Origin of the sequence: Modestobacter excelsi, from assembly GCF_005930495.1 — a bacterium.
GTDB classification, from domain to species: Bacteria; Actinomycetota; Actinomycetes; order Mycobacteriales; family Geodermatophilaceae; genus Modestobacter; species Modestobacter excelsi.
In genome coordinates, this window is record NZ_SJEX01000004.1 from 21062 (window position 1) to 45815 (window position 24754).

Consider the following 24754-nt stretch of genomic DNA (forward strand, 5'->3'; position numbering starts at 1 on the left):
GGGCGCTGCCGTCGCCGGCCCGGCAATGACGAGGAGGTGGTCGGTGGTGGCGTCGATCGCGCGCAGACCTGACGGTACGTACCGGCCGCGGTACCGGGACGAGCAGGGCAAGGAGCACGCTCGCCACTTCAAGCGGAAAGTCGATGCCCAGCGGTGGCTCGACGAGGTGACCGCGGCCGTGCAGACCGGCACCTACGTCGACCCGAAGCGGGCCCGGCTGACCGTGGGCGAGTTGGCCCCCATCTGGCTGGCGGGGAAGATCAACCTCAAGCCCACCTCTCGCGCCCGCTACGCCGACGTCTTAAGGACGCACGTCATGCCGCGCTGGGGGGAGGTGCCGCTGATCCGGGTGACCTTCGGCGACGTCCAGGCCTGGCTGTCCGAGCTTTCCGCCGCGGGTCTGGCCGGCGCCTCGGTCCGTAAGGCGCAGGGCGTCCTGTCCGGCATCCTGGGGCTCGCCGTCCGGGACCGGCGGCTGGCGGTCAACCCCGCGCTGGGGGTGGCTCTGCCCCCGCTGGGGCAGCAGCGCCGGCGGTATCTCACCGCGGAGCAGCTCGAGGCCCTCGCCGACGCCGCCGGTCCCGGCCGGGTCGCGGTCTTGGTGCTCGGCTACTGCGGACTGCGCTGGTCGGAGCTGGCCGCGCTGCGGGTGCGGAACTTCGACCTGCTGCGCCGACGGGTCCTGATTGAGGAGGCGGTCACCGAGGTCGACGGCAGGACGCTCGCTTGGGGTACCCCGAAGACCCATGCGCGCCGCTCGGTTCCCCTGCCGCGGTTCCTCGTCGAGGAGCTCGCCCGCACGGTGGTGATCCGGTCCTCGGGCGAGTTGGCTTTCCCGTCACCACAGGGGGCGGTGCTGCGAAACCGCAACGCCCGTTCGGCGTGGTTCGACGCGGCCGCCGAGGCCATCGGGGAGCGCGGTCTCACCCCGCACGAGCTGCGGCACACCGCCGCCTCCTTGGCGATCAAGGCCGGCGCCAACGTCAAGGCGGTGCAGCGGATGCTCGGGCACGCCTCGGCGGCCATGACCCTGGACCGCTATGCCGACCTGTTCGACGACGACCTGGACGACGTGGCCGACCGGCTGGACGCCCTGCGGGCCGCATCCCGCGGACGAGTTGCGGACTTTTTGCGGACTGAGACCCCGTCGGAGGGCTCGCCCGAGCCCCCGACGGAGGTGAATCCGGAGGTCAGAGGAGTGGAGACGAGGGGAATCGAACCCCTAACCCCCGCCTTGCAAAGGCGGTGCTCTGCCAATTGAGCTACGTCCCCGGGGAGCGCGGCGAGCCGCGCCGCCGGTTCAGGCGGTGCTGGTCAGGACATACGGGGGGTGCTGACCGCGTCGGGCCCGCTGGTGGCCTCGGCCCACAGGTCGGCCTCGCCCTTGCCGGCGCTGCGCTTGCGGACGGCGACCACGGCACTGGCAGCCAACGCTGCCATCGCCAGCTTCTTCAGCACGCGGGACCTCCTCGATCGGTGGTGACCGTCGCGGCTCCGGTGACCGCTGCGGGCGTCCGGGGGCGGGAGACCGGCCCCCGGAGAAGGGTGCCGACCGCCCGCCGTCGGTGCACGGGTGGGCCTGGGAGGACTTGAACCTCCGGCCTCATCCTTATCAGGGATGCGCTCTAACCGCCTGAGCTACAGGCCCGTGGACCGTGGAGGAGCTTACCTGGCGGTCGGCAGCTCCCCGACACGGGGTCCTGCTGCTAGTCCCGCTCGGCGAGGGTGACCTCGAGGCCACCGACGAGGTCCGAGCAGAGGTTGTAGACGAACGCCGCCACCGTGCACAGCGCGGTCAGCAGCACGATGTTCACCGCACCGATCACCGCCGCGCCGCCGAGGACGACCGTGCCCGAGATGACGTCGCCGCCGCTGCCGGCCGCCTCGCCCGAGGAGCTGCTGAGCTGCCCGATGAGGTCGTTGAGGGTGTCGAAGACGCCCAGACCGCCGAGGACGCCGTAGAGGACGGCGACGGCGATCATCCAGACGAAGAACAGCGCGATCGAGACGACCAGCGAGATCTTCAGCGCCGACCAGGTGTCGATGTGGCGCAGCTGGAGCCGGGCCCGGCGTGGACCGCGGCCCGCGCCGCGCACCTTGCCGGTCCGGGCGGTCGCCTCCGCGGAGGACCGGTCGCCGTCCGGGGTGCGGGTCGCCGGGCGCGAGGAGGTGTCCGGGGGCCGGGCGGCGACGGGGCTGACGGTGACCGCCTGGGTCGCGTCCACCGGCAGCGGGCCCTGGCCGCGGACGGCGCGGTTGGTCCCGGTGACCGGCGGCACCGGCGGCGCGGGGGTCGCCGTGGGACCCAGCGGCGTGACCGGGTGCGCCGCCGGCGGCGCCGGGGCGTCCGCACCCTTGGCCGGGGCCTTCGTCGTCGAGACCGGGTTCTTGGTGGTCGAGACCGGGGCCTGGGTGGGCGCGGCGTCGGGGATCCGTGCCCGCACGGTGGCGTCCGGCTTCTCCGTCGACTCGGCCGGAGCCGGGGAGGACGCCGCACGGGTGCCGGCCGGCGGCGAGCCGACGACGGTCGCGCCGGCCGGGGACGGGGCGGCCTCCCGGTCGCGGGGGGCGTCGACGGGGGCAGCGACCTCCGGCACCCCGTCGGACGTGCCGGAACCGCTCCGGGTCCCGGTACGCACCGAACTGCGCCCTCGGTCGCTCATCTGAGTCTCCTGTCCCCCAGCGGCCTCGGCCGCGTCGCTGCACCCACCGGTCCACCGCCTGACGGGCGGGCGGTGGACCGGTCACTGCCGTGGTCGTTGCACAGCCTGGAGCTGGGACGGCGACGTCCCTGACCCGGGTCTGGCATCCGCCCCACCCTAGGCGTCGGGCTCGTCGTTGTCCGTCGTACGCGCGATAGCCACGATCGACACGTCCTCAGGCAAGTTCATGAGCTTGACACCCATCGTCGCGCGGTCCCGGGTGTGCCGGACGCCGTTCACCGGGGTCCGGATCACCCCGCCACCGGAGGTGATGGCGTAGAGCTCGTCGCCGAGCACCACCGACAGCGCACCGACGAGCGCGCCCTTGCGGGCCTTGGGGTCGGCGGTGAGCACGCCCTTGCCGCCGCGGTTCTGCTCGGGGTAGTGCTCGATGCCGGTCCGCTTGGCGTACCCGCCCTCGGTGGCGACCAGCACGTCGACGCCCTCGGCGACGACGATCATCGACAGCAGTTGGTCGTCGTCGGAGAGCGAGATGCCGCGCACGCCCTCGGTGGCCCGGCCCATCGGGCGCAGCTGGGCGTCGTCGGCCTTGAAGCAGATCGACATCGCCTTGCGGGTCACCAGCAGCAGGTTCTGCTCCGGGTCGATCAGCGCGGCGCCCACCAGCTCGTCGTCCTCGCGGAGGTTGATCGCGATGACGCCGCCGCTGCGGGGGGAGTCGAAGTCGGTCAGCCGGGTCTTCTTCACCTGCCCGCGCGAGGTGGCCAGCACCAGGTACGGCGCGACGGAGTAGTCCTTGATCTGGATGACCTGGGCGATCTTCTCGTCCGGCTGGAACGCCAGGATGTTGGCCACGTGCGCACCGCGGGCGGTGCGGGCGGCCTCCGGCAGCTCGTAGGCCTTGGCCCGGTAGACCCGGCCCTTGTTGGTGAAGAACAGGATCCAGTCGTGGGTGGAGCCCACGAAGAACTGCTGCACCAGGTCGTCCTGCTTGAGCTGCGCACCCATCACGCCCTTGCCACCGCGCCGCTGGGAGCGGTACAGGTCGGCCTTGGTGCGCTTGGCGTAGCCGGTGCGGGTGATCGTGACGACCACCTGCTCCTCGGCGATGAGGTCCTCCATCGACACGTCGCCGTCGTTGGCCACGAGCTGGGTGCGCCGGTCGTCGCCGTACTTCTCGACGATCTCGGCGAGCTCGTCGCGGATGATCTGCCGCTGCCGCTCAGGGGAGTCCAGGATCGCCTGCAGGTCCGCGATCCGGGCCTCGATCTCGGCGAGCTCGTCCAGGATCCGCTGCCGCTCCAGCGCGGCCAGCCGGCGCAGCTGCAGGTCGAGGATCGAGACCGCCTGGATCTCGTCGACGTCCAGCAGCTCCATCAGCCCGCTGCGGGCGGCCTCGGCCGACTCGCTGGCCCGGATGAGGGCGATGACCGCGTCGAGCTGGTCCAGCGCCTTCGCGTAGCCGCGCAGGATGTGCGCGCGCTCCTCGGCCTTGCGCAGCCGGTACCGGGTGCGCCGGACGATGACCTCGACCTGGTGGGCCACCCAGAACCGGACGAGCTCGTCGAGCCGCAGCGTCCGCGGGACGCCGTCGACGATGGACAGCATGTTGCAGCCGAACGTCGTCTGCAGCTGGGTGTGCTTGTAGAGGTTGTTCAGCACCACCTTGGCGACGGCGTCCCGGCGGAGCGTGATGACCAGCCGGCGGCCGACCCGGTCGCTGGACTCGTCGGCGATCTCGGAGATGCCCTGCAGCCGGCCGTCACGGACGCCGTCGGCGATCGCCTCGGCGAGGTTGTCCGGGTTGACCTGGTAGGGCAGCTCGGTGACGACGAGCTGCACCCGGCCCCGGGAGTCCTCCTCGACGGTGACGACCGCGCGCATCCGGACCGAGCCGCGACCGGTGCGGTAGGCGTCCTCGATGCCCTCGCGGCCGACGATCAGCCCGTGGGTGGGGAAGTCCGGGCCCTTGACCCGCTCCATGCAGGCGGTGAGTGCCTCCTCGGCCTCCGCCTCGGGGTGGTCGAGCACCCAGAAGACGGCGTCGGCGACCTCGCGCAGGTTGTGCGGCGGCATGTTGGTCGCCATCCCGACGGCGATGCCCGCCGAGCCGTTGACCAGCAGGTTCGGGAAGCGACCGGGCAGGACCAGCGGCTCCTGCTTGGTGCCGTCGTAGTTGGGCTGGAAGTCGACGGTCTCCTCGTCGATGTCCCGCAGCATCTCCATGGCCAGCGGCGTCAATCGCGCCTCCGTGTAGCGCATCGCTGCCGCAGGGTCATTGCCTGGGGAGCCGAAGTTGCCCTGGCCGTCGATCAGCGGGTACCGCATGGACCAGGGCTGGGCCAGCCGCACGAGGGCGTCGTAGATCGCCGAGTCACCGTGCGGGTGGTAGTTGCCCATCACCTCACCGACGACGCGGGCGCACTTGACGGTGGCCCGGTCGGGGCGGAAGCCCTGGTCGTACATGGCGTAGAGCACCCGGCGGTGGACGGGCTTGAGGCCGTCGCGGACCTCGGGCAGCGCCCGGCCCACGATGACCGACATCGCGTAGTCGATGTAGCTGCGCTGCATCTCGTACTGCAGGTCCACCGGCTCGACGCGGTCGCGGCTGGGGGTCTCTGTCACGTCTGGTTCTCCACAAGTCGATACACAGCAGGGGACAAGTGCCCTGGTGAGGTGCTGGAACGGCCCCGCTGCAGGGGCCCACCGCGAGCCTGCGAGTGGTGGGGGGCCGCGGGGTCCTTCATTACACGTCGAGGAAGCGGACGTCCTTGGCGTTGCGGGTGATGAAGCTGCGCCGGGCCTCGACGTCCTCACCCATCAGCACGCTGAACAGCTCGTCGGCCGCGGCTGCGTCGTCCAGGGTGACCTGGCGCAGGATCCGGGTGTCGGGGTCCATGGTGGTCTCCCACAGCTCCTTGGCGTCCATCTCGCCGAGGCCCTTGAACCGCTGGATGCCGTCGTCCTTGGGGATCTTGCGACCCGCCTCGGCACCGGCCTTGAGCAGCGCGTCGCGCTCGCGGTCGGAGTAGGCGTACTCGATGCCGATCTTGCCGCCCCACTTGATCTTGTACAGCGGAGGAGCGGCGAGGTAGACGTGGCCGGCCTCGACCAGCGGCCGCATGAAGCGGAACAGCAGGGTCAGCAGCAGCGTGGTGATGTGCTGGCCGTCGACGTCGGCGTCCGCCATCAGGATGATCTTGTGATAGCGGAGCTTGGTCAGGTCGAACTCGTCGTGGATGCCGGTGCCGAAGGCGGTGATCATCGACTGGACCTCGGTGTTCTTCAGCACCCGGTCGATGCGCGCCTTCTCGACGTTGATGATCTTGCCGCGGATGGGCAGGATCGCCTGGTACATCGAGTCGCGGCCGGACTTCGCCGAGCCGCCGGCCGAGTCGCCCTCGACGATGTAGACCTCGGAGTTGCGCGGATCGGTCGAGCGGCAGTCCGACAGCTTGCCGGGCAGGCCGCTGACCGAGAGCAGGCTCTTGCGGGCCAGCTTGCGGGCGTCCTGCGCGGCCCGGCGGGCGCGGGCGGCCGAGGCGGCCTTGGTGATGATGACCTTGGCCTCGGCCGGGTTGGCCTCGAACCAGTGCCCGATCTGGTCGTTGCAGACCTTCTGCACGAAGCCCTTGACCTCGGTGTTGCCGAGCTTGGTCTTCGTCTGGCCCTCGAACTGCGGGTCGCCGAGCTTCACCGACACGATGGCGGCCAGGCCCTCACGGATGTCGTCGCCGGTCAGCGCGTCGTCCTTGGCCTTGAGGATGCCCTTCTCCTTGGCGTACCGGTTGACGATCGAGGTGAGCGCCGCCCGGAAGCCCTCCTCGTGCGTGCCGCCCTCGTGGGTGTTGATGATGTTGGCGAAGGTGTGCACCGACTCGGAGTACGCATCGGACCACTGCATGGCGACGTCGAGGGACATCGCGGTGTCGTTCTTGCCCACGCCGTCGGCGGCGAAGCTGATCACCGAGCGGTGGATCGCGCTCTTGCGGCGGTTGATGTAGGTGACGTAGTCGACCAGGCCGCCGTCGTAGCGGTAGGTGACCTCGGTCGGCTCGAACGCCTCGTCCTCGTGGCCCGGGGCCGGGGCCTCCTCGACGATGGAGGTCTCCTCGGCCAGACCGGTGTCGGCCTTGCCCTGACCGGGCCGCTCGTCGCGCAGGACGATGCTCAGGCCCTTGTTGAGGAAGGCCATCTCCTGCAGCCGGCGGCTGATCGTGTCGAACGAGTAGGTCGTCGTCTCGAAGATCGTCGGGTCGGCCCAGAACGTGATCGCCGTGCCCTGCTTGCTGGTGGGGCCGACCTCCTCGAGCGCGCCCGGCTTGTTCTCGACGTAGTGCTGGTGCCACTCGGTGCCGTTGCGCCAGATGGTCACGTCCAGCTCGGAGGAGAGCGCGTTGACGACGGTGACGCCGACGCCGTGCAGACCGCCGGAGACGCCGTAGCTCTTGCCGTCGAACTTGCCGCCGGCGTGCAGGATGGTCAGCACGACCTCGACGGTCGGGCGCTTCTCCACCGGGTGCATGTCGACCGGGATGCCACGGCCGTTGTCCTCGACCCGCACGCCGCCGTCGGCCAGCAGGGTCACCCGGACGGTGTCGCAGTAGCCGGCCAGCGACTCGTCGACGGCGTTGTCCACGACCTCCCACACCATGTGGTGCAGGCCGCGCTCGCCGGTCGAGCCGATGTACATGCCGGGGCGCTTGCGGACCGCCTCCAGGCCCTCGAGGACGGTGATGGAACTACCGGAGTAGGCGGTCTCGTTCTGCGGCGCTGCGACCACGTGGGGCCCTTCTCTTGCGCAACCGATCAGCCGTGGCGACCACGTCGACGCAGACGTCGACCGGCGCAGGACGGCTCTCAGGGGGCTGCTGGGGGTGTGTCCCCTCCAGAGTACCGGGTCAGCGCGGCCAGGACCCGCCGTCCACGCCCTCAGGTCCCGCGAGAGCCCCTCCCGGCACATCAGGTACCACCTGTGTCGGCCTCCGGGCCGACACGCCGTCCACGGCCCCGTCCAGGGCACCGCCCCGAGCCTGCGAAGGGTGGGAGGACGGGGTCCTTCCTCAGTTGACCGGACCGCCCTTGGTGAACCGGTCCGGGTCCAGCGGCGGCGCCGCCCGCCCGGTGCGCCGCTGCACGAGCACGGTCACCACCCAGAGCAGGACGCCGATGCCGAGCAGGATCCCGGCGATCCGGTACTGCTCCGTGGGGCGGCCGGCCCACGGCGTGGCCAGGAACCCGCAGGCCAGCGCACCGATCACCGGGAGCACGGTGGGCGTGCGGAAGTGGTCGCCGTCCACCTCGTCCGTGCGGAGCACCAGCACCGCGACGTTGACCACGGTGAAGACGCCGAGCAGCAGCAGCGCCGTCGTGCCGCCCAGCGCGGGCACCGCGCCGACGAAGGTGATCAGCCCGAACGCCAGGGCGGTGGTGAACAGGATCGCGGTGGTGGGGGTGCGGCGGGTGGCGTGCACCCTGCCCAGCAGCGGCGGGAGCACGCCCTGGTTGCTCATCCCGTAGACGAGCCTGCTGGCCATCAGCATGTTGATCAGTGCCGAGTTGGCGACGGCGAACATCGTGATGACCCCGAACAGGCCGAGCGGGAAGCCCGGCGCCCCGGCCTCGACCACCTGCAGCAGCGGGGTGTCGCCCTCGCTGAGCGCGTCGGCCGGCACCAGCGCGATCGCCGAGACCGACACCAGCACGTAGATCAGGCCGGTGGCGAGCAGGCCGGCGAGCAGCACCTTGGGGAAGATCCGCCGCGGCTGGTGGCACTCCTCGGCCATGTTGACCGAGTCCTCGAACCCGACCATCGCGAAGAACGCCAGCCCGGTCGCGGCGATGACCCCGCCGATCAGCGACCGGTCGCCGGTGTCGATCTCGGTGACCCGGGAGAAGTTGCCCTCGCCCACGCCGAGCGCCCACAGGCCCACGCCGATCACGATCAGCAGGCCGGTCAGCTCCACGCAGGTGAGCACCACGTTGGCCTTCACGCTCTCGCCGACGCCGCGGTGGTTGACCAACGCGACCAGGCCCATGAACGCCAGCCCGATCAGGGTGATCCCGATGCCGTCGGTGATGCCGAGGCCGAACACCTCGGCGGCGTTGGCGCTGAACGCCCGGGCCGCGGTCGAGGCGGAGGTGATGCCCGAGCTCATCACGGTGAAGGCGACCAGGAACGTGACGAAGTGGATGCCGAACGCCTTGTGCGTGTACAGCGCCGCGCCCGCCGCCTGCGGGTACTTGGTGACCAGCTCCAGGTAGCTGAAGGCGGTGACCAGTGCGACGAGGAAGGCGACCAGGAACGGCAGCCACACCACACCGCCCACCTGGGCGGCGACCTGGCCGGTCAGCGCGTAGATCCCGGTGCCCAGGATGTCGCCGACGATGAACAGCAGCAGGAGCCCCGGCCCCATCACCCGCTTGAGGCTCGGCTGACCGGTCTCGGTGCGCACGGTGTCCGCCATCGGTGCCGCCTCCTCGGTGGGTGGTGGCTGTGATGGTGCTGTGCGCGCACCGTGCTGTCGACCGGAGCGCACGTTCCACGTGGAACCGCTACACGAGCAGCTGCGCGGTGGCGAGCTCGCGGTAGAGCGGGCTGCTGTCCACCAGTTCCAGGTGGGTGCCCACCGCGACCACCCGGCCGCCGTCCAGGACGACGATCTGGTCGCTGTCGACCACGGTGGACAGCCGGTGCGCCACCACCAGCAGCGCCCGGTCGGCGGCCGCGGCGGCGAGCGTGTCCCGCAGCAGGCCCTCGTTGCGGGCGTCCAGGCTGGCCGTCGGCTCGTCGAGCAGCAGCAGCGCCGGGCGGGACAGCAGCGACCGGGCGATCGCCAGCCGCTGCCGCTCCCCGCCGGAGAGCAGCACCCCGTCGTCGCCGACGGCGACGTCCAGCCCGCGGGGCGAGCGGCGCACCACCCCGGTCAGCCCGACGTCGGCCAGCGCCTGCCACAACCGGTCGTCACCGGCGTCGGGGGCGGCCAGGAGCAGGTTCTCCCGCACGGTGCCGGCGAGCACCGGCGCCTCCTGCTCGACGTAGCCCATCCGGGCGCGCAACGCCGCCCGGGGCAGCTCGCGCACGTCGGTGCCCGCCCAGCGGACCGACCCGGCCGAGAGCGGGTAGAAGCCCTCGACCAGCGCCAGCACGGTCGACTTGCCCGCTCCGGACGGGCCGACCAGGGCGGTGCGGCTGCCGGCCGGCACGGCGAAGGACACCCCGTGCAGCACCGGCGTCCCGTCCGGGTAGCCGAACCCCACGCCGTCCAGCTCGAGCAGCGGGACCGGGTCGCCGGCCCGGGGGGTGCGCAGCACCGCCACCGCCCCGCCGGCGGCGGGCCGCTCGGGCAGGTCGTCGTGCTCCGGCTCGAGGGCGAGCACCTCCTGCACCCGGGCCAGCGCGCCCAGGCCGGTCTGCAGCTGGGTGTACGAGCCGATCAGCTGGCCCAGCGGCATGACCAGCAGGAACAGGTACAGGATGAAGGACACCAGGTCGGCGACGGCGATGGAGCCGGTCGCGACCCGGTAGCCGCCGAGGCCGAGGACGGCCAGGAAGGCGCCCTGGACGGCGATCGAGCCGGCCGGGGACACCAGGGCCTGCAGCCGGGCCACCTGGACGCCGGCGGTGAACGCGCGCTCGGCGCTCACCCCGACGGTGGCCACCTCCCGCTCGGTCGCCCCGCTGGCCCGGATGGTGCGGACGGCGGACAGCGCCCGTTCCACCGCGGCGCTCATCGCCCCGACCTGCTCCTGCGCCTGTCGGGACAGCGTGCGCACCCGGCGGGAGGCGAGCACCGCGGTCGTCACCCCGACGCCGACCGCGAGCACGGTGACCAGCAGCAACCAGGCGTCGACCAGCGCCATCGCCACCAGGGCACCGACGCCGACGACCACCGAACCGGCCAGCTCGACGACGCCGCTGGTGACGGTGGCGCGCAGCAGCGTGGTGTCCGAGCCGACCCGCGACATCAGGTCACCGGTGCGCCGGCGGTCGTACTCCGCGACGGGCAGGCGCAGCAACCGGTCGACCAGCTGCCGGCGGGTGCTCAGCACCACGCCCTCCGCCGTGCGCTGCAGCAGGTACCGCTGACCGGCGCCGAGCACCGACGCCGCGACCAGCACGACGACCAGCGCGAGGACCCCGGGCAGCACCGCCCTCCCGGAGCCGACCGCGCCGATCACCCGGCCGACCAGCGCCGGCTGGGCGAGCGCGGCCCCCGCGGAGACCAGCGACAGCCCCGCCGCACCGAGCAGGGCGGCGCGGTGCGGGCGCAGCAGCGGCAGCAGCTCGTGCAGCCCGGCGGAGGCCGGCCGGTCCTCCGCGCTCGCGCCGGCGTCGCTGCTCAGGTCGCGGCCGCCAGCGCGCCGACGACCGCGGCGAGCAGCCGGGCGTGGTGCTCGATCAGCTGCGGCCGGTTGCCGTCGGGCCGGACGGCGGCCACGAAGCCCACCGCGGACCACAGCTCGTCGCCGTCGTCGCTGCCGAGCAGCAGCTGACGGACCACCGGGTCCTCGACGAGCCGGCGCACCTGGGGGCCGTCCTCGGCCGCGAGCAGCACCCAGCGACGGTCGAACTCGGGGTCGGGGCTGGGCACCTGCACGAGCCCGCCGACCCCGTGCCGCCACATCCGCGCCGGTGAGAGCCGGAACGCCGGGACCTCGCCGAGCACCGGGGCGGCGGTGACCGCGTGGGTGACCACCCCCTGGCGCCCGACCGGCGACACGATGTCGAAGGCGACCAGGTCCAGCCCGTTCCCGCGGCCCCGGAGTACGTGGCCGGCCCGGTCCTCCCGGCCCGGGCGCACCGGGGCGGTGGAGGCCAGCGCGGTCAGCGCGGCGTCCTCGGGGGCGGTGCCGTCGGACAGCACCCAGCCCACGCTCATCGCCCAGGCCTGCGTGCCCCACGGATCGGCGGGCGGGACCATGATCGGTTGCCCGGTGGTGAGGTCGGGTGCGTCGGACGTGCGCTGGTCGGCCGCCGGCGGCTGCCACGGCTGCTGCCGGGCGGCCGGCTGCTCGGTGCTCGGGCGATCGGGCTCGGCGGCGGGGAGGTCCCAGCCCGCGGGCCGCCAGCTGTCCGGGGTGTCCTTCCCGCCGCCGAGGTGCGCCGGCTCCTGCCAGCCCGCAGGGCCGTCGGCCCGGCCGTCGTCGAACGCGTCTCCGTCGCGGTCGCGCGGGGTGCTCATCGCCGGGTGCTCCTTCTCGTCGTGCGCTGGTCAGCCGTAGGTGTCCCGGGGTCCGCGGCCGCGGACCGTGCGCGGGCCCTTCTTCCAGCTGGGTGCCGTCGGACCCACAACGCGCAGCGTGGTCACGACGTCCCCGCCGACGCCGGCCCGCAGCCGACCCAGGATCGAGGGGGCGAGCAGCCGGAGCTGGGTGGCCCAGGCCGTGGACTCGGCCACCACCAGCAGCTCGCCCTCGTTCAGCGACTCCGGCCGGCAGTGCGCGGCGATGTCCGGGCCGACCAGGGCGTCCCAGCGGCCGAAGACGGCGCCGACCTTGGTCTGCGCCGTCCAGTCCTGCTGGGCGACGAGGGCGTCGACCAGCGAGGCGAGCGGCTGCGGGTCGTCCGCCCCCGGTCCCGGTCCGGTCCAGCGGCGGCGCGGGCCGGCGACCCGCCGGCGGGTGGGCTGCGGCCGGGCGGCCGAGGCCGCGCGTGCGGCCTCCAGCGCCGCCCGGGCGATGTCCGAGGGCCGGGCCGGTCGTTCCTCAGCCACCGTGCACCTCCTGGTCCTGCCGCACCCCGTCGTCCCGCCGGCCGTCGGCCAGCACCTGCAGCGTGCCAGCAGCGACCTGCACGCGGGTGCCGCGCAACGCCGCCGGCACGTCCTCGGCGACGGCGGCGGTGATCAGCGTCTGCTCCGCACTCCCGGCCACCTCGGCCAGGGCCGACCGGCGGCCGGCGTCCAGCTCGGCGAACACGTCGTCGAGCAGCAGGATCGGGTCGTCGCCCTCGGCCCGCAGCAGGGCGAAGCAGGCCAGCTTCACCGCCAGCGCGAACGACCAGGACTCCCCGTGGCTGGCGTACCCCTTGGCCGGTGCCGGACCGAGGTGCAGCACCAGGTCGTCGCGGTGCGGGCCGACGAGGGTGATGCCCCGGTCGACCTCGTCCTTGCGCCGCTCGGCGATCCGGTCGCGCAGCGCCGCGGACAGCTCCTCGGCTCCGGGCAGGGCCCGCGCCGGGTCCACGGGCGCACCGTCGCCGGCCAGCGGGACGGTGCTGCTGTAGCCCAGCGCCGCCCGGTCTGCGCCCGGGCCGGCGACCCCGGCGTAGGAGTCGGCGACGTAGGGGGCCAGGTCGGCGACCAGCTGCAGCCGTGCGGCCAGCAGCTGCCCGCCGAGGTCGGTCAGGTGCCCGTCCCAGACGTCGAGGGTGGCCAGGGCGTTGCCGCGGGCCAGCTTCGCCGTCTTCAGCAGGGCGTTGCGCTGCTTGAGCACCCGGTCGTAGTCGCTGCGCACCCCGGCGAGCCGCGGCGTGCGGCTGACCAGCAGGTCGTCGAGGAACCGGCGGCGCTCGGCCGGGTCGCCGCGGACCAGCGCGAGGTCCTCGGGCGCGAAGAGCACGGTCCTGACCAGCCCGAGGAGGTCCCGCGGCCGGGTCAGCGGGGCCCGGTTGACCCGGACCCGGTTGGCCCGGCCGGGGTTGATCTCCACCTCGACCAGCAGCTCCCGCTCGTCCTTGCGCAGTGCCGCCCGCACCACCGCCTGGGTCGCGCCGTGCCGCACGAGGGGAGCGTCGGCGGAGACCCGGTGGCTGCCCAGCGTGGCCAGGTAGCCGACGGCCTCGACCAGGTTGGTCTTGCCCTGCCCGTTGCGGCCGACCAGCACGGTGGGGCCGGGCGTCAACGCCAGGTCGGCCAGTTCCCAGCTGCGGAACTGACCGACCTGCAGGTGCCGGAGGTACACCTCAGCTGGGTGACGTGAGGGAGCGGCCCCCGTGGGCACGGGGGTCCGTCATCAGGCCGGCTTCTCGGCCACCGGGTTGTTGCCCCGGGTGTCGACGCTGTGCACGGCGTGCCCGCCGAACTGGTTGCGCAGCGCGGCGACGGCCTTCATGGTCGGCGAGTCGTCCTGCCGGGAGGCGAACCGGGCGAACAGCGACGCGGAGATCGCCGGCATCGGGACGGCGTGCTCGATGGCCTGCTCCACGGTCCACCGGCCCTCGCCGGAGTCCTCCGCGTAACCGGTGATCTTGTCCAGGCCCGGGTCCTCCTGCAGCGCCTTGACCAGCAGGTCCAGCAGCCAGGAGCGGATGACGGTGCCCTGGGTCCAGGAGGCGATGACACCGGGGACGTCCTCGACCAGGTCGACGGCCGCCAGCAGCTCGTAGCCCTCGCCGTAGGCCTGCATCATCGCGTACTCGATGCCGTTGTGGACCATCTTGGAGAAGTGCCCGGCGCCGACCGGACCGGCGTGCACGAAACCGACGCCGGGCATCTCGTTGCCCTGCTCGTCGTGCGGCGCCGGCGGCTTGAGCGCGTCGAACACCGGCTGGACCTTCGCGACGTCCTCCGCGGAGCCGCCGACCATCAGCGCGTAGCCGTTCTGCAGGCCCCACACGCCACCGGAGACCCCGGCGTCGACGTAGCCGATGCCCTTCTCGGCCAGCTCCTCGGCGTGCACCTTGTCCTCGGTGAACTTGGAGTTGCCGCCGTCGACGACCACGTCGCCGGGGCTCAGCAGCTCACCGAGCTGGCGCACCGTCGCCCGGGTCGGGTCCCCGGCCGGGACCATCACCCAGACCACCCGGGGCGCCTCGAGGGCGTCGACCAGACCCTGCAGGCTGTCGACGTCCCGCCCGCCCGGTGCCCGGTCGTACCCGATCACCTCGTGACCGGCGCGCCGCACGCGCTCGGCCATGTTGCTGCCCATCTTGCCCAGCCCGACCAGCCCCAGCTGCACGTCCCGCTCCTCAGATCGATGTCTCGCTCGTGTGCCGCGGTCGTCCGCAGCAGGTCTCGGTGGGCGCGCGCTGCACTGCGGGGCCCGGCAACCTCATCGTGCTCGTCCCGTCCGCGCCCCGCACACCCGGCCTCGGCGAGCGTCAGCCGGGGAGGCGCACCGGCATGATCAGGTAGCGGTAGCTGCCGCCCCGCTCCGCCGGCTTGCCGCTGTCGCCGGCGTCGGAGGTGGGCTCGGCCACCCCGGAGAGGACGGCGGGCTTCAGCGCGGTGGTGAAGTCCATCCGGGCCCGGTCGGTGTGCACCGCAGCCAGCCCGTCGAGCAGGAACGTCGGGTTGAAGCCGATGGTCAGCGGGTCCCCGTCGAACTCGACGTCGCACCGCTCCTCGGCCTGGCCCTCGTCGTCGGTGCCACCCGCGCGCAGCGTGACCTGGCCGGGGGTGAACTCGCAGCGCAGCGGGGTGCCGCGCTCGGCCACCAGGGCGACGCGCTTGGCGGCGTCGGTGAACAGCCCGACCGGCAGCGTCGCGAACGACGCGGACTCGCTGGGCATGATCGCCCGGTACTTGACGAACTCGGCGTCCAGCAGCCGGGTGGTGGTCTGCCGGTCCTTGCCCGACAGGCCGAGAATGCCCCCGCCGGAGCCACCGGAGGACAGCGACAGCGTGACCTCCGGGCCGCTGGTCAGCGTCTTGGCCGCGTCGGCGAGCGTGCGGGCCGGCACCAGGACGGCCGCGGAGAGCCCGGACGACTCCGGCCGCCAGGCGAACTCGCGCACCGCCAGCCGGTAGCGGTCGGTGGCGGCGAGGGTGACCAGGTCGTCCTCGATCTCCAGCCGGACCCCGGTGAGCATCGGCAGGGTGTCGTCGCGGCCGGCGGCCACGGCCACCTGGCTCACCGCCTCGGCGAAGGCGTCGCTGTCGACCGTCCCCGCGGTGGAGGGCAGCGAGGGCAGCGACGGGTAGTCCTCGACCGGCAGCGTCGGCAGGCTGAACTTGGCGTTGCCGCAGGAGATGGCGAGCCGGGCGCCCTCCGCGACGACGTCGACCGGGTGCGGCGGCAGGGCGCGGGTGATCTCGGCGAGGAGGCGGCCCGGGACCAGCGTGCGGCCGCCCTCGCTGGACTGCACGTCGACCTCCGAGCGGGCCGAGACCTCGTAGTCGAAGCCGGAGACCGACAGCTGGCTGCCCTCGACCTCCAGCAGGATCCCGGCGAGCACCGGCACCGACGGACGCGGCGGCAGGCTGCGCGCCGTCCACGCCACGGCCTCGGCGAGCACCTCTCGTGCCACCCGGAACTTCATCTCAGACCCACCCCTTGCCGACGTGCGCTGCTCGTCCGCCCGGCTCCTCCGGTGCGGCTGCGGCGCTCATCCTCTCCCGAGCGACCCCCTGCGTGGCCAGCCCCTCTCCTGAGAGCAGTGCTCTGGAGCCGCGTCCCCACCCAGAATGTGGTTCAAGGACATCCTGGGAGAAGTACTTCATCTTCTTCATCACGGCTGTGGACCCTGGGGATCGGGCCCCTTTCCGCTGGTCAGCCCGGAAACGGCCCTGTTGGCCCGCTGTGGGCAGATGACCGTGTCCCTGTGTCGACACGTGGACAACTCGACAGCTGTGCACCGTCACCGGTCGGTCTCCACCGCCGATCCCCTGGTCACACCCAGGTCCGTCCCCACCCGGTGGGCACGTCGGCGGGCGTCCACCGGTCCACGGGTCGACATGTGGACACGGCGGGGACGACGAGTCGGCCGGCGCGCGCGACCGACGGACGGTGACAGGGCGTCACGGGTCGGCACCCCGCCCGGGACCTGCGGACGGACCCCCGGACCCGGTGATCCCCAACCTGTGCACAGAACTGGGGACAAGGCGACAAGTCACGCCAACGGGTGACCCACCCGCGGTGGACAGACGGTCACTGCCGGGCGCGGCTCTTGATCCGTGCGGTGAGCTCGGTGACCTGCGTGTAGGTGGCCCGTCGCTCGCTCATCAGGCCGGTGATCTTCTTGACCGCGTGCATGACCGTGGTGTGGTCCTTGCCGCCGAACGAGGCACCGATGCGTGGCAGGGACAGCTCGGTCAGCTCCCGGCACAGGTACATCGCGATCTGCCGGGCGTTGACCAGCGTGCGGCTGCGGTTGGAGCCCTGCAGCTCCTCCATCGTCACGGAGAAGTACTCCGCGGTGGCCGCCATGATGATCGCCGCGGTGATCTGCGGGCCCTGCTCGTCGCTGATCAGGTCCTTGAGCACCAGCTCGGCGAGCGCCAGGTCGACCGGCTGCTTGTTCAGGCTGGCGAAGGCGGTGACCCGGATCAGCGCGCCCTCGAGCTCGCGGATGTTGGTCTGCACCTTGCTGGCGATGAACTCCAGGACGGCGTCCGGCGCCTGCAGCCGCTCGCCCCACGCCTTCTTCCGCAGGATGGCGATCCGGGTCTCCAGGTCCGGCGCCTGGACGTCGGTGATCAGCCCCCACTCGAAGCGGGTCCGCAGCCGGTCCTCCAGCGTCGTCAGCTTCTTCGGCGCCCGGTCGGAGGTGATGACGATCTGCTTGCTGGCGTTGTGCAGCGTGTTGAAGGTGTGGAAGAACTCCTCCTGGGTGCGCTCGGCGCGCTCCAGGAACTGGATGTCGTCGATCAGCAGGAAGTCGATGTCCCGGTAGCGACGGCGGAAGTCCTCGGCCCGGCCGGAGTGCACCAGGTTGATGAACTCGTTGGTGAACTCCTCGGTGCTGACGTACCGCACCCGCACGTTGGGGAACATCCGGGCGGCGTAGTGACCGATCGCGTGCAGCAGGTGGGTCTTGCCCAGCCCGGAGTCGCCGTAGATGAACAGCGGGTTGTAGGCCCGCGCCGGCGCCTCGGCGACGGCGACCGCCGCCGCGTGGGCGAACCGGTTGCTGTTGCCGATGACGAAGCTGTCGAAGACGTACTTGGCGTTCAGGCCCGGGTCCAGCCCGGCCGGCCGGCGGTCGGCGAACAGCGGGACGGCGCCCTGCCCCCGTCCGCCGCGCTCGGCAGGTCGACGGTCGGTGTCCTGGCTGCGGCCGCCGTCGTCGTCGGCCTCCCGGTCCCAGGGCGCCAGCCGGGCCTGCACCCCGACCCCGGGGCCGCTGTCGCCGGACTGCCACTCCCCCGGGCCCTCCTCGGCGACCGGGCGCGCGGACCCGCGGGACCAGTCGCGGCCGTCCCCGGACTCCGGCAGCCACGCCTCGGCCCGGGCGGCGTCGGCGCGCACCCCGAAGGCGCTGCGCCCGTCGTCGACCCGGTCGCGGTCGGCACGGTCCTCCGCGGCGCGGTCGGAGGCGGCCCGCTCGCGGGCGGCGAGCTCGGCCGAGGCGCGGTCGTGGGCGAGGCGGTCCTGGGCGAGCTGGTCCTGGGCCAGCCGGTCGTCGGCCGACCAGTCCGGGGTCGGGCTCACCGGGGTGAGCCGCTCCCGGTCGGCGAGGGCCCAGCGGCGGTCGTCGGGCGCCTCGGCCCGGCGGACCGGCGAGGGCGCCGCGGCCGGCGTGGGTCCGGGCACGTCCTCGAGCTGGACGGCCACCCGGATGGCCCGGCCGAACTCCGCCGACAGCGCCTCGGCCAGCTGCATGCGCATCCGTGACTCGAGCACGGTCTGGGTGAACTCGTTGGGAGCGGCGAGCACCGCGGTGTCCTCGACCAGCCCGAGCGGGCGGGTGAGGTTGAGCATCGCGTTCTGCTGCGGGGACAGGCTGGTGGAGAGCCGCTCGCGGATCTGGTCCCAGACCGTCGCCAGGTCGACCGTGGAGTCGGCCATCGACTGTGTCCCTTCCCGTGCCTTCTGTCGTCGCCCGGCGCCGTCGTCCACAGGTGGGACGGGTGTGCCGACGTCCTGCTGGATCCCCCGTCCGGTCCCCAGCTGTGGACGTCCGGAGGCGCGCTGTCCACACGAGTGTCCACAGTCTGTGCACGCCCGGCGACACCTGGTCCCCGGACCCGGGGTCCAGGACCGGGGGTCCGGCGTCGTCGCTGGTCGGCGCCCTGTTCGGACGTCGGGGGAAGGGGCGCGGGACCGGCGGGGCGACGGGGTCGGCGTACGAACCGGCCACCGTTCGTCCAACGCGGAGCGACCGGGACGCTAACAGCTCCATCCACAGCCCGGCAACGACGTCGGTGCGGCGACCTCCGGGAGCCCGGCGTGTCCGGTACCGCTGCGGACCGGAGCTGGTCCACCATGAGCGGTCCGGCCAGCGCCGCAGCCCGCCGCAGCCCGCCGCGGTCCGCGGTGCGTCTCGGCTATGCTGGTCGGAGTCTGTGCACTGGACCCGGTGCTGGTCCCCGTTCCGGGGGCCGTCCCGAGTCTGCGCACGGCAGACCAGCCCCGGGCACGGGGCCGGTCGGACGGCCTCCCGGCCGACGACCACCCGTGCCCGCGCGTGCGGGGCCCACCCGGGTCCGCGCCGCCCCGACGTCGTCAGCAGTAGGAGTCCCTCGTGAGCAAGCGCACGTTCCAGCCGAACAACCGTCGCCGGTCCAAGACCCACGGCTTCCGGCTGCGGATGCGGACCCGGGCCGGCCGCGCCATCCTCGCCGGTCGCCGGTCCAAGGGTCGCGCCAAGCTCTCCGCCTGAGGTGCTGCCTGCGCAGGCACGCCTGCGCCGGCGGCCGGAGTTCACCGCGGTGGTGCGGTCCGGCCGACGTGCCGGGCGTCCCACCCTGGTGCTGCACTACCTCCCTGAACGACCAGCCGACACGACCCGGCCCGTCGTCCGGTCCGGGGGTCCGCTGGACCCCCCGGCCGGGCCGCGGGCCGGTTTCGTGGTCGGCAGGTCCGTCGGCAACTCGGTCTGCCGGCACCGGGTGACCCGCCAGCTGCGGCACCTGCTCGGCGCCCGGCTGCACCGGTTGCCGGCCACGGCCGACCTGGTGGTGCGGGCCCGCCCGGAGGCGGCCGACGCCGGTTCCGCGGTGCTCGGGCGCGACCTGGACGCCGGCCTGGACCGGTTGCTCGGCGACCGCCCGGGCGCCCCGCGGGCGCGCCGGCCATGACCGCCGCCCCTGCCCGCGCGCTGCTGGCGGCGGTCCGCTTCTACCAGCGGGCGATCAGCCCGGCGTTCCCGCCGCGGTGCCGTTTCGAACCCAGCTGCAGCACCTACGCCGCCGAGGCGATCGAGGTCCACGGCGCCGGACGCGGCACCTGGCTGGCCGTGCGCCGGCTCGCCAAGTGCGCGCCGTGGCACCCCGGCGGGGTCGACCTGGTCCCGCCGCGCGCTGGAACTGCTGAGCCCACCCACTCGTCGTGCACAGCGGCGTCGGACCCGACCACTCCACCGGTGCCGCCGGCCGACGACCCCGATCGTCGCCACGGTGCCACCCCGCCGGCCCCTGGCCGGTCAGCGCAGCAGGAGGCTGGCGTTGCTTGACTGGCTGTACACCGCGATCTCGTGGGTGATGAAGACCTGGCACTCGCTGTTCTCGAACTTCCTCGACCCCGCCGGCGGTCTGAGCTGGGCCCTGTCGATCGTCTTCCTGGTCATCACCATCCGGGTGCTGCTGTTCCGGTTGTTCGTCAAGCAGGTCAAGAGCCAGCGGGCGATGCAGGAGATCCAGCCGGAGATCCAGAAGCTGCGCAAGCAGTACGGCAGTGACAAGCAGGGCTTCAGCACCGCGATGATGGCGCTGCAGAAGGAGCGCGGGGTCAACCCGCTGGCCGGCTGCCTGCCGCTGCTCCCGCAGATCCCGGTCTTCATCGCGCTCTTCCACGTCCTCCGCCGGCTGACGCCGACCTCCGAGGGTCTGTACAGCTGGTCCACCGATCTCACCCGCCAGGCAGCGGTCGCCAAGCTGTTCGGGGCGCCGATCTCGAGCTCCTTCAACATGCAGGAGCCGAAGCAGAGCCAGATCCTCGACATCCCGGCGAGCTACACCAACATCCGGATCGTCTGCGTCGTCCTGATCGTCATCATGTGCTTCACGACGTTCTTCACGCAGAAGCAGATCCAGAAGCGTTCCGGTCCGGTCGAGGGCCAGGCCGCGATGGTGCAGAAGCTGCTGCTCTACGGCATGCCGATCAGCCTCTTCGTCTCCGGCTTCTTCTTCCCGGTCGGCGTGCTCCTCTACTGGTTCACCAACAACCTGTGGACCCTGGGCCAGCAGTTCTACATCCTGAAGAAGCTGCCCCCGCCCGGGTCGCCGGACGCGCTGGCCAAGGCCGCCGCCGAGAAGCCGCAGATCGACCCGAAGGCGCTCGCACCCAAGCCCGGCGTCAAGCCGGTCCGGCCCAAGCCCGGCCGTCCGGCCACCGCAGCCCCCACCTCGACCGTGGGCACCGACGGCGACCCGGTGGACGTCCCGCCGACCGGCGTGGCGCCCGGGGACGCCGGGCTGGACGACCCCCTCGACGGCTCGGTCGACGGCCCCCGGGAGAGCGCGACGGGCAGCACGGCCAACGGTCGTCCGGCCGGCGGTGGCAACCGACCGCGCTCCGGCTCGACCGGTAGCCGCTCGGCCGGGCCGGCCAACCGCGGCAAGCGCAAACGCCGCTGACCGGCGCGGCCCGCCGCCCCTCGACCACCGGGTTCGCCCGGCCGCCTGCACGACCTTGGAGGACCCCCGTGAGTGCACCCGACAACCACACCGGAACCGACACCGTGACGACGGCCGAGGCGACCTCGGACGCGGTGCTCCCCCAGACCGGCGGTGCCGGTGACCCGGCCCTGCCCGACGCCGACGCCGCCTCTGCCGACGCCGTCGTCGAGCCGATCGACCTCGACCTCGAGGACGAGGACGAGGACGACGAGGACCAGGACGACGCCGAGCAGGGCGAGAGCCTGCTGGTCCGCGAGGGCGACGTGGCCGGCGACTATCTCGAGCGACTGCTGGACATCCTGGACGTCGACGGGGACATCGACCTCGACGTCGAGGGCGACCGGGCCTCGGTCGCGGTCGTCGGCGGTCAGCTCAAGACCCTGATCGGGCCGGACGGCGCGACGCTGGAGGCGCTGCAGGAGCTCACCCGGCTCGCCGTGGCCCAGTCCACCGGGGTCCGCAGCCGGTTGATGCTCGACATCGGCGGGTTCCGCGCCAAGCGCCGCGCCGACCTGACCAGCCTCGCCGCCGCCGCGGCCGAGCGGGTGGCCCAGAGCGGCCAGCCCGAGCGGCTCGCGGCGATGAACCCGTTCGAGCGCAAGGTCGTGCACGACGTCATCGCCGCCGCGGCCGGGGTGCACAGCGAGTCGGAGGGCGAGGAGCCGAACCGGCGCGTCGTGGTCCTGCCGGACCAGTGAGCGACCCCTCCGGCGACATCCAGAACCAGCCGGTTCCGGAACCTCCGGCGGCTGCTGCCGGCGTCTTCGGGGACGCCGTCGGTGCCGCCGAGCGGTACGTGGCCATGCTCGCCGGGGACGGGGTCGTCCGCGGGTTGATCGGCCCGCGGGAGGTGTCGCGGCTGTGGGACCGGCACGTGCTCAACAGCGCCGCGCTGGCCGAGGCGGTGCCGGCCGGGGCACGGGTGGTCGACGTCGGAAGCGGCGCCGGGCTGCCCGGCATCCCGCTGGGGCTGGCCCGTCCGGACCTCACCCTCACCCTGGTGGAGCCGATGGCCCGGCGGGTGGAGTTCCTGCAGGACGTCGTCACCGCGCTGGGCACGCCCTGGCGGATCGTCCGCGGGCGGGCCGAGGAGCGCTCGGTGGTCCGCGCCGTCGGCCCGGTGGACGTGGTCACCGCCCGGGCGGTCGCGCCACTGCCCCGGCTGGTCGGCTGGTGCCGCGGGCTGCTGGCCCCGGGCACCCAGTTGATCGCCCTCGTGGGGGCCCGCGCGGCAGCCGAGGTCCCCGACCTGGTGCCCGAGCTGGAGGCGGCCGGGATGCAGGACGTGCGGACACGGGCCGTCGGTGTCGACCTGGGTGCCGCAGCCACTACCGTGGTGGTGATGACGCGCGGTGGAGCGCCGCGACGGCCGCGCCCGACCGGCTGAGCGGTCGAGTTCCACGTGGAACACGCAGACGCCGTTCCACGTGGAACACGGCGGTGAGGAGGATGCACCGATGACGGACCCCGGCGAGCGACTGCGCACCAGTCTCGCCGCTGACGTGGCGGTCACGCCCGAGTTCGACAGCCCCATCGCCATGGAGGCGATGCGGGCCACCCGGGTGCTCCACGCCGCCGACCAGGACCCCTTCCCCGCCCCCGGACGGATCCGGGTGGTCACGATCGCCAACCAGAAGGGCGGCGTCGGCAAGACCACCTCGACGGTCAACCTGGGCGTGGCCCTGGCCATGTACGGGCTGCGCACCCTGGTCATCGACCTGGACCCGCAGGGGAACGCCAGCACCGCCCTCGGGGTGGAGCACACGGTCGGGACGCTGTCGATCTACGACGCCCTGATCGGGGACAACACCCTGGCCGAGGTCGTCCACCCGACCACCGCCAGCCCGAACCTGCTCTGCGTGCCGGCGACGATCGACCTGGCCGGTGCCGAGATCGAGCTGGTCTCCGTCGTCGCCCGGGAACACCGGCTGCGCCGCTCGATCGAGACGTACCTGCACGAGCTCCCCGCCGAGGAGCGCCCGCACTACGTCCTCATCGACTGCCCGCCGTCGCTGGGGCTGCTGACCCTCAACGCGCTCGTCGCGGGGGACGAGGTGCTCATCCCCATCCAGTGCGAGTACTACGCGCTCGAGGGCCTCGGTCAGCTCCTCGCCAACATCGACCTGGTCCGGGCGCACCTGAACCCCGGCATCTCGGTGGGCACCATCCTGCTCACCATGTACGACGGGCGGACCAAGCTCGCCGACCAGGTGGCCGACGAGGTGCGCAACCACTTCGGCGACCTGGTGCTCGGCACGGTCATCCCGCGCAACGTCCGGGTCAGCGAGGCGCCGGGCTACGGCCAGTCGGTGCTCACCTACGACCCGGGGTCCCGGGGGGCCACCAGCTACGTCGAGGCCGCGCGCGAGTTCGCCCAGCGGGGCGTCGCCCTGCCGCCGGCCCCGGCGCCGCCGAAGGCCGCCCCGCCGCCCCCGGTGGCCGGTCCCCCGTCGGTGGCCGCGCTGGTGCTCGGCGAGCCGGTGGCCACCTCTGCTCCCCGCGGACGGCACGCCACGTGACGACCGTGGGCACCCAGCTCACCGCCCGGCCGCTGCTGCGGACCCCGGGCACCTGCGAGGAGGACCTGTGACGAAGCGCGGCGGTCTCGGCCGGGGCCTGGCGGCTCTCATCCCCACCAGCGCGCCCGCACCGACGGCGACGCCGGCGGCCCGGGCAGCCGAGGCGGCCGAGGCTGCTGAGGCGGCGGGGGCCGCTGCGGTCGAGCAGACCGGCGCCACGCCCCCGGACGGCGACGAGGGGCGCACCGCGTCGGTCCACGAGCTGCCGGCCCGGGTCCTCGAGGACGTGGCGGGCGTCCCCGGTGCCTTCCTGCGCGAGCTCCCGGTCGACGAGGTGGTCCCCAACCCCAAGCAGCCGCGCCAGGTCTTCGACGACGAGGCGCTGGAGGAGCTCACCCACTCGGTGCGCGAGTTCGGCCTGCTCCAGCCGATCGTCGTCCGCGAGGCCGGTGAGGGCCGCTACGAGCTCATCATGGGCGAGCGCCGGCTGCGCGCCTCCCGGGCCGCCGGCCTGGAGACGGTGCCGGCCATCGTCCGGGACACCACCGACGACGCGATGCTCCGGGACGCCCTGCTGGAGAACATCCACCGGGTGCAGCTCAACCCGCTGGAGGAGGCCGCCGCCTACCAGCAGCTGCTGGAGGAGTTCGGCGCCACGCACGAGGAGCTGGCCAGCAAGATCGGCCGCAGCCGCTCCCAGGTCACCAACACCATCCGGCTGCTGAAGCTGCCGGTGAAGGTGCAGACCCGGGTCGCGGCCGGGGTGATCTCCGCCGGGCACGCCCGGGCGCTGCTGGGGCTGCCGGAGGCCGGGGCGCAGGACGCGCTCGCCACCCGGATCGTCGCCGAGGGCATGTCGGTGCGCGCGACCGAGGAGGCGGTCGCCATGGCCGTCGCCGAGAGCCCGACGGCCGCCCGCCGGACGGCCCGCAAGCTCTCCGCCCCCGGGGTCGAGGACCTCGCCGGGCGGCTCTCCGACGTCTTCGAGACCAAGGTGAAGGTCCAGATCGGCCGGGCCAAGGGCCGGATCGTGGTCGAGTTCGGCTCGGTGGACGACCTGCAGCGGATCGTCGGCATGATGGCACCGGACCTCACCGGGCGGGCGGCGCAGCCCTGACCTGGCCTTTCC

Annotated in this window: 19 protein-coding genes, 2 tRNA genes and 2 pseudogenes; 9 read left to right on the top strand and 14 right to left on the bottom strand. The window is 73.1% G+C overall.

Going from position 1 to position 24754, the window contains the following annotated elements; translation table 11 throughout:
* Positions 1-25: 25 nt before the first annotated feature.
* Positions 26-994 (top strand): annotated as a pseudogene (locus FHL80_RS02530) (tyrosine-type recombinase/integrase); the annotation flags it as partial.
* A gap of 205 nt (positions 995-1199) precedes the next feature.
* Here the strand turns inward: FHL80_RS02530 and FHL80_RS02535 are convergent.
* The 14 genes and pseudogenes from FHL80_RS02535 to dnaA form a co-directional block, all read right to left on the bottom strand.
* A tRNA-Ala gene (locus tag FHL80_RS02535) sits at positions 1200-1272 on the bottom strand.
* Positions 1273-1314: 42 nt separating this feature from the next.
* A complete protein-coding gene (locus FHL80_RS25180) occupies positions 1315-1458 on the bottom strand; it encodes a DLW-39 family protein (RefSeq protein ID WP_216870364.1) in 144 nt (47 codons plus the stop codon).
* A gap of 116 nt (positions 1459-1574) precedes the next feature.
* Positions 1575-1648: transfer RNA gene (locus tag FHL80_RS02540), tRNA-Ile, on the bottom strand.
* Between the two features lie 58 nt (positions 1649-1706).
* Positions 1707-2663, bottom strand: a complete 957-nt coding sequence (locus FHL80_RS25185) for a DUF3566 domain-containing protein (RefSeq protein ID WP_216870365.1) — start codon at positions 2661-2663, stop codon at positions 1707-1709.
* A 156-nt stretch (positions 2664-2819) separates the two neighbouring features.
* Positions 2820-5288, bottom strand: coding sequence for a DNA gyrase subunit A (gene gyrA, locus FHL80_RS02550; protein ID WP_138731899.1), 2469 nt, complete (start codon positions 5286-5288; stop codon positions 2820-2822).
* A 121-nt stretch (positions 5289-5409) separates the two neighbouring features.
* Positions 5410-7446: a DNA topoisomerase (ATP-hydrolyzing) subunit B gene (gyrB, locus tag FHL80_RS02560; protein WP_138731900.1), complete on the bottom strand. Its 2037-nt coding sequence runs from the start codon at positions 7444-7446 to the stop codon at positions 5410-5412.
* A gap of 280 nt (positions 7447-7726) precedes the next feature.
* A complete protein-coding gene (locus FHL80_RS02565; protein ID WP_138731901.1) occupies positions 7727-9130 on the bottom strand; it encodes an APC family permease in 1404 nt (467 codons plus the stop codon).
* Positions 9131-9218: 88 nt separating this feature from the next.
* Positions 9219-11123, bottom strand: coding sequence for an ABC transporter ATP-binding protein (locus tag FHL80_RS02570; RefSeq protein ID WP_246078411.1), 1905 nt, complete (start codon positions 11121-11123; stop codon positions 9219-9221).
* Positions 11006-11848 carry a hypothetical protein gene (locus FHL80_RS02575; RefSeq protein WP_138731902.1) on the bottom strand — a complete coding sequence of 281 codons (843 nt, stop codon included), beginning with the start codon at positions 11846-11848 and terminating at the stop codon, positions 11006-11008. The genes FHL80_RS02570 and FHL80_RS02575 overlap by 118 nt, the downstream gene beginning before the upstream one ends.
* 30 nt (positions 11849-11878) lie before the next feature.
* Positions 11879-12379, bottom strand: coding sequence for a DciA family protein (locus tag FHL80_RS02580; RefSeq protein WP_138731903.1), 501 nt, complete (start codon positions 12377-12379; stop codon positions 11879-11881).
* Entirely contained in the window at positions 12372-13568 is a 1197-nt protein-coding gene (gene recF / locus FHL80_RS02585; RefSeq protein WP_138731904.1) for a DNA replication/repair protein RecF, read from the bottom strand. The genes FHL80_RS02580 and recF overlap by 8 nt, the downstream gene beginning before the upstream one ends.
* A gap of 51 nt (positions 13569-13619) precedes the next feature.
* Positions 13620-14573: pseudogene (gene gnd, locus FHL80_RS02590) on the bottom strand (phosphogluconate dehydrogenase (NAD(+)-dependent, decarboxylating)); the annotation flags it as partial.
* 133 nt (positions 14574-14706) lie between these two features.
* Positions 14707-15867 carry a DNA polymerase III subunit beta gene (dnaN, locus tag FHL80_RS02595; RefSeq protein WP_138731906.1) on the bottom strand — a complete coding sequence of 387 codons (1161 nt, stop codon included), beginning with the start codon at positions 15865-15867 and terminating at the stop codon, positions 14707-14709.
* 608 nt (positions 15868-16475) lie between these two features.
* Entirely contained in the window at positions 16476-18335 is a 1860-nt protein-coding gene (gene dnaA, locus FHL80_RS02600; protein ID WP_138731907.1) for a chromosomal replication initiator protein DnaA, read from the bottom strand.
* 676 nt (positions 18336-19011) lie between these two features.
* Here dnaA and rpmH point away from each other — a divergent pair.
* The 8 genes from rpmH (at position 19012) to FHL80_RS02640 (ending at position 24742) form a co-directional block, all read left to right on the top strand.
* A complete protein-coding gene (rpmH, locus tag FHL80_RS02605; RefSeq protein ID WP_014743519.1) occupies positions 19012-19149 on the top strand; it encodes a 50S ribosomal protein L34 in 138 nt (45 codons plus the stop codon).
* A 1-nt stretch (position 19150) separates the two neighbouring features.
* The gene (gene rnpA, locus FHL80_RS02610) at positions 19151-19567 is read left to right on the top strand and encodes a ribonuclease P protein component (RefSeq protein WP_138731908.1); all 417 of its coding nucleotides are present in this window, start codon (positions 19151-19153) and stop codon (positions 19565-19567) included.
* Positions 19564-19941 (top strand): membrane protein insertion efficiency factor YidD, encoded by a 378-nt coding sequence (yidD, locus tag FHL80_RS02615; protein WP_138731909.1) that lies wholly within the window; start codon positions 19564-19566, stop codon positions 19939-19941. The genes rnpA and yidD overlap by 4 nt, the downstream gene beginning before the upstream one ends.
* Positions 19934-21064 (top strand): membrane protein insertase YidC, encoded by a 1131-nt coding sequence (yidC, locus tag FHL80_RS02620; RefSeq protein WP_246078412.1) that lies wholly within the window; start codon positions 19934-19936, stop codon positions 21062-21064. Before yidD ends, yidC begins: the two co-directional genes overlap by 8 nt.
* Before the next feature lie 68 nt (positions 21065-21132).
* Positions 21133-21804 (top strand): Jag family protein, encoded by a 672-nt coding sequence (locus tag FHL80_RS02625; RefSeq protein ID WP_138731910.1) that lies wholly within the window; start codon positions 21133-21135, stop codon positions 21802-21804.
* On the top strand, positions 21801-22493 hold the full coding sequence (rsmG, locus tag FHL80_RS02630; RefSeq protein ID WP_138731911.1) for a 16S rRNA (guanine(527)-N(7))-methyltransferase RsmG: 693 nt from the start codon (positions 21801-21803) through the stop codon (positions 22491-22493). Before FHL80_RS02625 ends, rsmG begins: the two co-directional genes overlap by 4 nt.
* Positions 22494-22563: 70 nt before the next feature.
* On the top strand, positions 22564-23625 hold the full coding sequence (locus FHL80_RS02635; RefSeq protein WP_138731912.1) for a ParA family protein: 1062 nt from the start codon (positions 22564-22566) through the stop codon (positions 23623-23625).
* 67 nt (positions 23626-23692) lie between these two features.
* Positions 23693-24742, top strand: coding sequence for a ParB/RepB/Spo0J family partition protein (locus tag FHL80_RS02640; protein WP_138731913.1), 1050 nt, complete (start codon positions 23693-23695; stop codon positions 24740-24742).
* The last annotated feature ends 12 nt before the right edge of the window (positions 24743-24754 follow it).